Source organism: Sphingobacterium thalpophilum (assembly GCF_038396785.1).
In the GTDB taxonomy this organism is placed as follows: Bacteria; Bacteroidota; Bacteroidia; order Sphingobacteriales; family Sphingobacteriaceae; genus Sphingobacterium; species Sphingobacterium thalpophilum_A.
The window spans coordinates 60,695-72,755 of record NZ_CP151087.1; the positions used below are offsets into that span (position 1 = coordinate 60,695).

Sequence of the window (12,061 nt, forward strand, 5' to 3'; positions counted from 1 at the left end):
AAAAATCTGATTATTTAATTTTATCAAAAGCTTGTTGTAAATCAGCTTTGATGTCATCAATATGTTCTATTCCTACAGAAAGACGTAATAAACCTTTGAATACTCCAGCATTGGCTTGATCTTCATCACTCAATTGTTGGTGAGTAGTCGCTGCTGGATGGATAATCAATGACTTTGTATCACCGACGTTGGCCAGGTGACTGATCAATTCTAAGCTGTCGATAAAGCTATTGGCCTTTTGTGCTGCGTCACCTTTGAGCTGGAAAGAAAGCACTGCACCATAGCCATTTTTAAGGTATTTTTGTGCGTTAGCGAAGCTCGGAGAGCTTTTTAAGCCCGGATAGTTTACTTTTTCTACCTGTGGATGCGCCTCAAGCCATTTAGCTACCTCTAAAGTGTTGTCTACATGGCGTTGCACCCGTAAAGACAGGGTTTCAAGCCCTTGTAATAATAAGAATGAATTGAAAGGAGAGAGTGCTGGCCCGAAATCCCGAAGCCCTTCCACACGTGCCCGAATGGCAAATTGAATATTTCCAAACGGTCCGCCTTCACCGAAAACTTCGGAAAAAACTAAGCCATGATAGCCTTCAGATGGTTCGGAAAATTGAGGGTATTTTCCATTGCCCCAATTGTAGTTTCCGCCGTCGACGATGACACCACCAATGCTTGTACCATGTCCACCGATCCATTTAGTAGCCGATTCAACCACCACATTCGCACCATACTCCAAAGGTTTAAATAAATATCCCCCAGCTCCAAAAGTATTATCGACGATTAACGGTAAGTCATATTTTTTTGCTACTGCAGCAATTTTCTCAAAGTCTGGAATATTGAAACTTGGGTTTCCAATTGTTTCAACATAGATGGCCTTTGTTTTATCATCAATGAGGGCTTCAATTTTATCTGCCTCGGCGTCCGTTGCAAATCGAGCTTCGATGCCCAGACGTTTAAAAGAAACTTTAAACTGGTTGAATGTACCGCCGTATAAGTTGGATCCGGCAACAAAATTGTCACCACTTTCCAAGATATTATTTAATGCAATAAACTGTGCCGCCTGGCCAGATGCAACAGCAACAGCCGCGACTCCACCTTCAAGTGCCGCAATACGTTGTTCGAAAACATCCGTGGTAGGATTCATAATCCGTGTATAAATATTGCCGAACTGCTTTAATGCAAATAAGTTTGCGCCGTGTTCGGCATTTTCAAATACAAAAGATGTTGTTTGATATATAGGAACTGCTCTAGATCCCGTAGTAGGGTCAGCGACTTGGCCAGCGTGAACCTGAAGAGTTTCGAATTTTAAATTTTTGTTTGAAGACATAATATATCAGATTTTAAGGGTTCAAAAAGAAATTGCTAAGTAAAAAGAGAAGCATACACACCTCCTTGAAGGGTCTGTTAAATCTTTATCCAAGAAAAAGGAAATGATTCTTAACAAGCGTGGAAGTGCATATGCGTACGCATTCGCATCAATACAGTTGTATGATGGCTTACACTTTCGCTTATCGTGCGGCTCACTTGTGTTGAACCTGAATTTTTAATGGACTTCAGTAGTTTAATAATCATTGTCTTATGTTATTTATATGCTCCAAAACGATATTGTTTTGGACAGGAATTGGCACCTTTTCAAACAAATTGAAGGTTGCCAGTGGGTCATTGAGCCAGTCTCTCGCCACTTCTTTATAAATCAAGACCTACTGATTAAGGGAGGTGTTGATTAGAAATCTTCTTTCGAAGACGATACAAATATAAACTCTTTTTTTATTAAAGCAAAAGAAAAGCTGTTTTTTAGTTAAAGGAATTTTGAATAACATACCGATCGGATCGCATATTGTCCGATGAAACTTGATAAGTAACTGCCAATCGGGTATTATGATTTCTTTAAGTTGATCCGTTCTGCAATTTGATTTAAATCTGTTAAAAGAGGTTTAAGTGCATCAATTCTACTATGGATATCATACGTCAGGTGGTGATTCGTCTTTTTGTTTAACGATAGCGAAAGACCCACCAAATGGGAGTTGACCTGATAAGAGAGTGCCTGAAAATGGTGGATATGTGACCAATCCATCCATTTGTGTTCGGGTTCTTTTTTCATTTGATTGATAGCGTCTGAAAATAGCGCCATGGCAGTCTGCGCTTTTTTTCTAGCCAGTCGTATATCAAACGAACTTTGTCTCTCGTCCGACAGACGGTTATTGATGATCTGGAAATAATGTTCGTTGTAAAGGGATACTTCTTTTGCCAGCTGAACCATGCCTGTGCTCTGGCGTACGGGGATCAAGAAATAACCTGCTATAGCCAAGAATGCTCCAATGAGTGTGAAAAGTATTCGGCTGCCTAAAATGAGATTGATATTGCCTTCAAACAAATTGAGCGCAATTACAATTCCCAAGGTAATAAAGATGACACTGACCATATAATTAGATCGATTGAATAAAAAGAATCCGAAAAGACCTAATGCAGCTATGGTAAGAAGAGCCGGGAGAAAATGAATAGCAATTAAGCAGAATATGCCAACGATTATACCCGAGAATGTGCCTACAATACGCTCTATATTACGCTTTTTTGTCATTGAAAATGCTGGTCTGGCAACAATAGCGATCGTCAGTAAGATCCAATAGGTATATTTAAAATCCAAAAATAAAATACCGATCAATGCGCCTGTTCCAAAAAGAAGAGCCATCCGAACGGCAAATCGAAAAAGCGGGTTATTCAGATGGAGTTTACTTTTTAGATCAGCAAGATTGCGCAAAGGTCGATTGATAAATTGTTGGTACTCACTGCTGTCAATCTTATCCTGGATTTCCTGATTTTGATAAAAAGCCACCTGAATTCGGTTGAGCACTTCAATAATTGCTTCGATGTTGCTTATGATCGAACATAATATACTTTTTGCTTGACCGGCCTGCTCTTCTTGAATTTCTTTTAAATCCTGTAAGAGGGCATTAATTTTAAAGTTATTGTGATATAATTGATGTGCATACCGAAACCTCTTGTTAGGTTGTGAAAAGCTATCAATTTCTAAAGCTAATAATTTGATTGTTTGACGGATTAAAGGGAGGCTGCCCGTGTCTGCAAGGTTTTTGCGAATCGCATCATAGTCGTGATCAAGTGCAATAATTAACTCATGGAGGTCAATTAACCCATAAACTTGACTGAGCCAATAATTGCTTTTATGCCACTGTTGGCTTATGATTTTTTTTTCTCGAAAAAGAAGGGACCTGATTTGTTCCTGCTGTTCGCTGATCTGGCCATGAATTTTGCCTACGCGACTGTACGTTATATTCAAAGGAATATCGGGATCGTAAGACTGGGATCGTATCAATAGAAATTGGGATAATCCATGAAAACCATTGGCCATCGCATGTTTTAGCGAGCGATAAGGTTGTATATAGGCCTGTAAAAGGCTAAAAAAGTAATATATAATGGATCCTGTTGTAATCTGTAAACTAACTGCAAGGGGGTGTTGCGGGGCCATTCCGATCACAAAACTCATGAGAATCAATGTCATGTTTCCAATTGCAGCATAACGAGCTCCAAAAATACCGTATAACGTACATATAAAACCGGCCGCCGCTAGCAATATAACCAAGGGCCAATGATACGGAAATACAATCGCTGTAAACAATGATGCAACGAAAAAGGTGGGAATACATACGAGAGCAGAAGAAAGTTTATCCTTTCTGTTTCCAGGAGGATCTGTGAGTGTTGTTAATAACGATCCGACACCGATTCCAATTGCCGTGCTCGCTTGCGCTCCCAATAAGTAGATCGCTAAACTTGGCAAGATGCTGATGGAAACATTACGTAATGCGTCTCCAGAATGCTCGCCATGCATAAATCGTATCATAAGGATATAAATACGGTAGAATCTTTTCTTCAATGATACAGTGCTCATTAATCAGTTTACTAATTTTCTGTGTAAAAATACAAATATTATGCTTAATATTTTTTGTGTACAATTTATTTGTTTTGATTTTTGTTTATTTTTTGAATTTTTATTTTGATTCGATGTGCTTTTCTTGCGCTGTGCTTTTTGGAGATTCAAGATTAGCTGGGATGATTGTATCGGCTTTAGCATCGATCAGTGAGGGATATGGTTTACCGATGTTATTTGGTTGTCTACCGAGTGAATCGGACGATCTATCTATTTCTACTAGTCAACGTGTAATGAATACACGAGGTTTGTTGTCATTATTATGAAGTTGACTATCTAATCGATAGCCTAAAGAAATTACATTATGAAACCACAAAAAATTAAATTGCTCTTATTTTCTCTTATTTTATTCCTGTTTTCTATTGCCGGACCCGTTTCAGCACAGTCTGACGGCGGAAGATTACGTACAGTCGTTGTTGGACAAGACAACCAGCCTATTGTGGCTGCAAATATTTCACTATTTCGGAAGCCCAATGATATCTTGTTAAAAGGAACTTTATCCAACGAAAATGGAGAAATTGTGTTATCTGCGATTCCCGAGGGCAAGTATAGCCTACAGGTGTCCACGGTAGGGTATGCTATTTATCGTTCTGCTGAAATGGTTGTAAGTACGGGAGATCTCAAGGTGCTGGATACGATTCGTTTACAAATGGAAAGTAAAGTGTTGAGTGAGGCACAGGTGATCGGTAAGAAGCCATTGATTGAAAGTCATCTCGATAAAGTTGTCCTCAATGTCGAAAACAGTATTTTGGCAACAGGGAATAATGCATTGGAGCTCCTGCAGAAGGTTCCAGGAGTAACTTTAGACAACAAAAAGATCAATCTACGTGGAAAAAGTAATGTGATTATCATGATTGATGGTAAGCCTACTTGTCTTTCTGCTGATGAAGTATCGCGATTATTGGAAAATACGGCTTCCAATGCAATAGCGTCGATCGAAGTACTGACCAATCCACCCGCAAAATACGATGCCGCAGGGAATGCAGGAATTATTAATATTAAGACAAAGAAGAATACGCAATTTGGAAGTAATGTTAGTTTCAACCTCAATTTAGGGCAGGGTAAATATACAAAGGCGGATGGTGGTTTTTTAATAAACCATCGTAACAATTGGGTGAACTTATTTTCTTCCTATAACTACGCAAATGCCTTAGGATTTAATGATTTAGATATCGATAGGGCTGTAGATACCAAAACCGGGACGACTTTTTTTAATTCGGATTCTTATTCGAAATTCCGTTATCGAGGCCATAATTTCAAATTTGCGGCAGATTTTAACCTGGGGAAAGAGGAGGTCATTGGATTTGTGGTTAACGGTAACGTAAGTAATGGCCATTCAACACGCGAGGGAAGCAATCTGATCGCCTCTCAAAAAGGAAAGCTTGATTCGATTGTATTAGGAAGCAATTTGTCAGATTTTAAATACCATTACCTCACTTATAATCTTAACTATAAAAAGACATTTGATACCTTAGGGACTGAATTGACCGCTAATGGGGATTATTCATATTCGAAAAATAATGACAATAGCACTGTTGGAAACCGTTTTTTTGACGCAAATTGGGCGGAATTTAAATCACCGAATATTTTCCGGAATGACATGCTTTCTAAGACAAAAATATTAGTTTTTAAAACCGATTTTGCGCATCCTTTTAATAAAACGACGAAACTTGAGGCGGGCCTAAAATATAGCCGCGTAAAAACAGATAATAATTTGTTGTATGAAGATCAGGATCAGCAAGGCGAGTTTGTGCAAAATAATGGTCAAAGTAATCAGTTTTTGTATAATGAAAATATAGCTGCAGCTTATTTCAGCCTAAATAAATCGTTCGGAAAGTTTTCGGTACAAACTGGACTACGTGTTGAAAATACGAGCTCCCTGGGAAATTCAGTTACGCTAGGGCAACAAACAAAACGGACCTATACCGATTTTTTCCCATCCATATTTGTACAGCAACAGATTAATGATAATCACAAGCTTGGTGCGAGTTATAGCAGGCGTATTGACCGCCCTGATTATGGGTCATTGAATCCCTTTGTGTATTATTTGGATCAATACACGTATCAGTATGGCAACCCTTATTTAAATCCACAATATACTAATTCGTATGAAGTAAATTATACTTTTAAAGATCGCTATTTATTGAGTTTGGGCTACAAGAGGACCAACGATGCCATCACCCAGGTCATAGAAAGCAATTCGGAGACCAAAGCTATTGCACAGACAGACCGAAACCTGGCTTATTTTGATTATTACAACATGAATGTCAATATACCAGTTAAGCTTTTTAAATGGTGGAGTATTTCTAACAATGCCAGCGCTTTTTATAATAAGTTTAGTTTTGATGAGCACTCCGGAGCGCAACGCCAATTGGAAAAGTTATCTTTCCAGGTAAGTTCCAATCATGATATTCGAATTGGGGAAACAACAAATCTGGAGCTGACAGCCAATTATTTTTCGCCAGCAGTTTATGGGGTATTTAGTTTTCAGTCTTACTATGGTATCGATCTAGGGGCTGGAAAAACATTTCTCGACAAAAAATTGAATGTGAAGTTGGCTGTAAATGATGTGTTGAATACAAGAGGTCAGCGCAGATTGTCGAGTTATCAGGAAAATGGATACTATCGTATACGAAATGGATATGATAGTCGGGTTATCCGATTGTCAGTTTCTTATCGTTTTGGTAATATGAATATTAAGTCAGTCAATAAGAAGGCTGGTAATAATGATGAAGATAATCGATTAAAAAAATAGGAGCTACTGTTGTATGGGGAGAGAAGGAGCGAGAGATAGCGAACGTTTCCCTAAAACAAAAAGAGCCTGCGATATCGCAGGCTCTTTTTGTTTTAGGGAAGTTATCTTAACTTAAAAATAAGATCTCTCTCAATTTTGGAAGAGGCCATTTTTTGTCATCAACAATTTTCTCCAATTTGTTGACATGATAACGGATCACATCGAAATATGGTTTAACCGATTCATCGTAAGCGATTGATCTTTCACGTACGTCATCAATTTGGTTTGCTTTTTTACGTTCCTGACGCATTGCTTCAGCTTGCTCCAGAATGGTATTTACGTGTGTTGAAATACGTTCTACAAAGTTCAATTGAGAGCTGAATGCTGCCTGCGCTAGACCAAGGTCTTTTAATCCTTTGACGTTTTCAATCAATTCGTTTTGATAAATGAAACATGCAGGAGCAATTTGGTTGTTAACCATCTCTTCGATGACACGTGCCTCAATCTGTAATTTTTTATAGAAGTTTTCAAGCAAGATTTCGTGGCGAGCTTCTGATTCACGTTTGGTATAAATACCTAGTGATTCAAACAGGGCTAAAGATTCTTCTTTTACATAAACATCTAATGCTTTAGGCGTAGATTTGATGTTAGAAAGACCACGTGCCTCAGCTTCTTTTTCCCACTCTTCGCTATATCCATTGCCTTCGAAACGGATTGCTTTTGAATCTTTGATGTATTTGCGGACAACATTTAAGATCGCAAGATCCTTTTTAATGCCTTTTTTGATTTGTTTATCTACTTCCGTTTTGAACTCGATCAATTGTGCTGCAACGATTGCATTCAACACGGTCATCGGTAAAGCAGAGTTTGCAGAAGAACCAACAGCACGGAATTCAAACTTGTTACCAGTAAAAGCAAATGGTGAGGTACGGTTCCGGTCTGTATTGTCCAATTTTAACTCAGGAACTTTAGGGATACCATGCCATAAGTTTGCCTCTGCTTTTACTTTTTTAGCAACACGAGCAGATTCAACTTCTTCCAAAAGCTCATCCAATTGAGAACCTAAGAAAATTGAAATAATTGCTGGTGGAGCCTCATTTGCACCTAGGCGGTGATCGTTGCTTGCACTAGCGATAGAAGCGCGCATCAAATCAGCATATTCATAAACAGCTTTAATGGTGTTGACAAAGAAAGTCAAGAACATCAAATTGTTTTTAGGCGTTTTTCCAGGAGATAATAAATTTACACCGGTATTTGTGATTAAAGACCAGTTGTTGTGTTTACCAGATCCGTTGACACCGGAGTATGGTTTTTCATGCAACAATACTTTGAAGTTGTGTCTTAAAGCAACTTGTTCCATGACATTCATCAACAATTGGTTGTGATCGATAGCCAAGTTGATTTCTTCGTACATTGGAGCACATTCAAATTGAGAAGGTGCAACTTCGTTGTGACGAGTCTTTAAAGGAATACCTAATTTTAAAGCCTCATTTTCCAAATCCACCATGTAAGCTAATACGCGCTCTGGAATAGCACCAAAATAGTGGTCTTCCAATTGTTGGCCTTTTGCCGACATATGGCCAAATAACGTACGGCCAGTTAACTGAAGATCTGGACGAGCATTATATAAGGAAAGGTCAACCAAGAAATACTCTTGTTCAATACCAAGAGAAGCGTTTACTTTAGTGACCGATTTATCAAAATATTGAGCAACATCTGTTGCAGCTTTATCTACTGCGTTGATCGCTTTCAATAAAGGAGCTTTATAGTCTAATGATTCACCCGTATAGGAAACAAAAACTGTTGGAATACATAATGTTTTACCAGCGCCTGTTTCGTAAATGAAGGCAGGAGAAGATGGATCCCAAGCTGTATAACCTCTAGCTTCGAACGTATTACGGATACCACCATTTGGGAAAGAAGATGCATCGGGTTCTTGTTGAACTAATGCGTCAGCTGTAAATTTTTCAATTGCTTCACCGTTTTCGTCTGGCTCAAAAAAAGCATCATGTTTTTCAGCAGTCGAACCTGTCAGCGGTTGAAACCAGTGTGTGTAGTGAGAAACGCCGTGGTTAAGTGCCCAAGTTTTCATGGCCTGTGAAATGTGTTCAGCCAAATCTCTTGAAATAATCTGTCCCTCTTCAATGGATGCAACTAACTCCTTGTATGAATTTTTAGGAAGGTAGTCTTTCATTTTGTTTACGGAAAAAACATTCTTTCCGTAGATGTCAGTTGCTTTTTTAGTTTCAACTTTTTCAAATGAAGCAATTTGGCGTGAGCCTGCTGCTTCTACTGCTTTGAATCTTAGGTTCGACATTTGTATTTTGTAGTTAAATTACAGTTTTGTTGATTTTGTTTTTCAAAAATATTGTGTTTTTATTGAAAACTGAAATTTTTTTTGATGTTTTTTGTGAAATAATTCAAAAATTATGGTTTTTGGCTAATAAAAAAGGTGCGATTTGTATAAATCACACCTTTTTTATTGTTTTGTATTACAATTCGAATCCCCAGTCTATTCCTTTTTCGGTGGCAGGTACTCCTTTCTTCATCCAAGCAGGGGCGGGGGCACCTTTTAGGAAATGATCGAAGAATTGCTGTTCCCGAATTTGTATATCCTTGCGGTTTTGTCGGAGTATGAGGTTATGTTCGTCACCATTATAATTCAGCATCCATACAGGTTTGTTTAATCGGCGCAATGCAGTAAACATTTCAATGCCTTGATACCATGGCACGGCCCCATCATTGTCATTGGCCATAATGACAACAGGAGTTTTAACTTTATCTAAATGGAATAAAGGTGAATTTTCGATGTACAGTTCCGGAGCTTCCCATAGCGTTTTTCCGATGCGGCTCTGTGTATGTTCGTATTGGAATTGACGCGACATACCGGTCTGCCAGCGTATTCCGCCATAGGCAGATGTCATGTTGACAACAGGAGCACCAGTCCAAGCTGCAGCATACATATTGGTCCGTGTAATGAGGTGAGCAACTTGATAGCCGCCCCAACTTTGACCTTGTATTCCCATCTTCGTACTATCAACCCAGGCATTCTGAGCGAGGTATCTCATCCCCGAATTGATGTATTCTTCAGCTGATTGACCAGGGTGACCTGTTTTGTAGCTTATATTTGGTGCAAATACAAGGTATTCGTTACTTACAAAATAGGGGATGTTCAAACGTGATGGCGTAGGAGCAGGAGGTTGATATGTATATAATCCATCGGAAAGCTTTTCATAGAAATAAGCTATAATGGGATATTTTTTTGCAGGATCAAAATTTTCTGGTTTATAAAGAATTCCCTCAGCCTGATTTCCTTCAGGCGTTGTCCAATGAACAAGTTCTGCTGTACCCCAATTGTAATTAGCCTGTTGGGGGTTAATATTGGATAGCTGTAATTCGTCTTTGAACTTGATGGTATTGGTATAGATATTAGGTGAATTCATATAATCCTCTTTACTGTACAGGATCGTTTGTTGATCTGCAGAAGAGCTGATATTCTTGAACGCTTTTGCCTCTACCAAAAGACTTTTAGGATCGCTATGCTGTCCCTTGAACTGGTAGAAACCAGACTCTTTGGTTTTATTGTCAAAAGACGTTAGAAAACCACCCTTTTTATAGTCGAGTGTTGTGGCTTGTTCGCGATCCTCTTCTCTTTTTAAAGGCAAGTAGCGGAAAGTTGTCTGTGATGCAGCTCCATAGCCGTTCGTCAAGATGGATTTGCTGGAACCGTCCAAGTTAAAATACCAGATATCATATCTCGAATTGACGTAAATCCCTTTAAAGTCTGGGCTCCATGCTGCCATGCCGTATCCTTGTGCGGAGGTAGGCATATCATTTTCTTCGTCCGCAAAGGATGCAGGTATACCGTCGTTTAGAACTGTCTTTTTCTTTGAACTAACCTGATAGGAATTCCAGGTTCCTTTATCTTGGTCGAAATATACGATGTATTTTGCGTCAGGACTTAAGATTGCATTTCCCGAAAAGTCTGAAAGGATTAACTCTTTATTTCCTGTTTTTGTCGAAACCAGATAGATGTCATCTCTTGTTCTACCTTCCCATTGGCTTGCGATGCGCTTGCCAAAATCAGTACGCGCTAAGATATACTCTTCATTTCCGTCCGGTGTAAGTGCGGTGGAGTTGAATGTTTGATCCGTCAGGGGGATAATTTTACGGTTGTATTTGGGGTAGGTGACCGCTAAGAAGTTTCTTGCAAGGTCTTTCTTTAAATTGACCAACTGCATGGGTTGTAAATAATCGTCTTGCCAGTTCCAAACGTCTACTTTAGCATGCTCAAAATCAACCAAAGTGGTGTCTTTGACACGCGGTATTGGTGCTATGCCGAAAAATAACTTCTCTCCATTTTTGCTGAAACGGATATTCCCATCTCCACTAACGGCCCAGTTTTTAGGTATACCATTGCTGGTTTTTGTTGCGAGGTATTGGGCTGTATCTATACCATTTGTATAGTAATATAAATTATAGTTTTTTAGCAATGCTTTTTCATTGGAGAGGTCTCCTAGGTAAGCGAGCTGATTGCCTGATTCATCAAATTTGAAATTTTTATAATTGCCCTTTCCATTTGATATCTTTTTGAGCTTTTTAGTTGCTATTTCGTAGAGGTAGACTCCAGAATCTTTTGACAGGCTATCTTTAGAATCTGTTTTTTTTGAAAAAACAATTTTTGATCCGTTTTTATTCCATTCGTATTGGTCTACGGATGAAAATTGTACCGAATCACCAGAATTTAAATCATATAAAGCAAGAGTTGCAACCGTTTTTTTCTTTTTATCGCTGCTTTTCTTTGCTGATGGGGCATCAGTGGCCGTCTTTGTTTCAGATTTTTCATTTATTTCCTTGTCGAAAAGAAAAGAAACGAAATTGTTGTTTTGATCGGCAATTTTGTAGGATTTTACCTGCGCAAATTTGACAAGGGATGAAGTCGTTAAATTGTAGATCGCCAATGAATCTTTTGGGAGTTCTTCGGCTTTCTTCTTTTTGATTTTGGCTTCGCGGGTTACGGCAAATGGCGCTTTTACCAAACTTAGCAGATGGTTTTCAGTATCTGTCAGTTTTCCATTATATCCGCGGGGAATTTGAATGAGTTCTTTGTTTTCTTTGGTTTTGAGAAAAAGCTGATTATCGCCTTCTTGTGGTACGACCTGGAACAGGACAAATTTTCCCGATTTACTGATATAGGGCGATGATACGCTTTGCCAACTATCATATACCGTATGATCCAATGGTTTCTTTTGTGCATGGGCAGCGAATGCTGCCAGAAAACAAAATGGAATACAGATAATTTTCTTATTCATATTTTAAACCTTTTTGTCGCAATTTATTCATAAAAAATAAATAAACATCGATTTTTTGGTATATTCATTGTTACGTAA

General features: G+C 38.6%; 5 protein-coding genes and 1 riboswitch. Of the genes, 1 reads left to right on the forward strand and 4 read right to left on the reverse strand.

Annotated elements, in window-relative coordinates; all coding sequences use genetic code 11:
* Window positions 1-10: 10 nt before the first annotated feature.
* Window positions 11-1,321 (reverse strand): O-acetylhomoserine aminocarboxypropyltransferase/cysteine synthase family protein, encoded by a 1,311-nt coding sequence (locus AACH28_RS00280; protein WP_075993185.1) that lies wholly within the window; start codon window positions 1,319-1,321, stop codon window positions 11-13.
* 255 nt (window positions 1,322-1,576) lie between these two features.
* Window positions 1,577-1,689: riboswitch (SAM riboswitch) on the reverse strand.
* Window positions 1,690-1,870: 181 nt separating this feature from the next.
* The gene (locus AACH28_RS00285) at window positions 1,871-3,898 is read right to left on the reverse strand and encodes an FUSC family membrane protein (RefSeq protein ID WP_341831892.1); all 2,028 of its coding nucleotides are present in this window, start codon (window positions 3,896-3,898) and stop codon (window positions 1,871-1,873) included.
* 343 nt (window positions 3,899-4,241) lie between these two features.
* On the opposite strand from AACH28_RS00285, the gene AACH28_RS00290 reads away from it, so the two are divergent.
* Window positions 4,242-6,692, forward strand: coding sequence for a TonB-dependent receptor (locus tag AACH28_RS00290; RefSeq protein WP_341831893.1), 2,451 nt, complete (start codon window positions 4,242-4,244; stop codon window positions 6,690-6,692).
* Between the two features lie 106 nt (window positions 6,693-6,798).
* Here the strand turns inward: AACH28_RS00290 and AACH28_RS00295 are convergent, their stop codons facing one another.
* Both AACH28_RS00295 and AACH28_RS00300 read right to left on the reverse strand, forming a co-directional pair.
* Window positions 6,799-8,988 (reverse strand): glutamine synthetase III, encoded by a 2,190-nt coding sequence (locus tag AACH28_RS00295; RefSeq protein WP_088162032.1) that lies wholly within the window; start codon window positions 8,986-8,988, stop codon window positions 6,799-6,801.
* A 175-nt stretch (window positions 8,989-9,163) separates the two neighbouring features.
* Window positions 9,164-11,983, reverse strand: a complete 2,820-nt coding sequence (locus AACH28_RS00300; RefSeq protein WP_341831894.1) for a prolyl oligopeptidase family serine peptidase — start codon at window positions 11,981-11,983, stop codon at window positions 9,164-9,166.
* Between the last annotated feature and the right edge of the window lie 78 nt (window positions 11,984-12,061).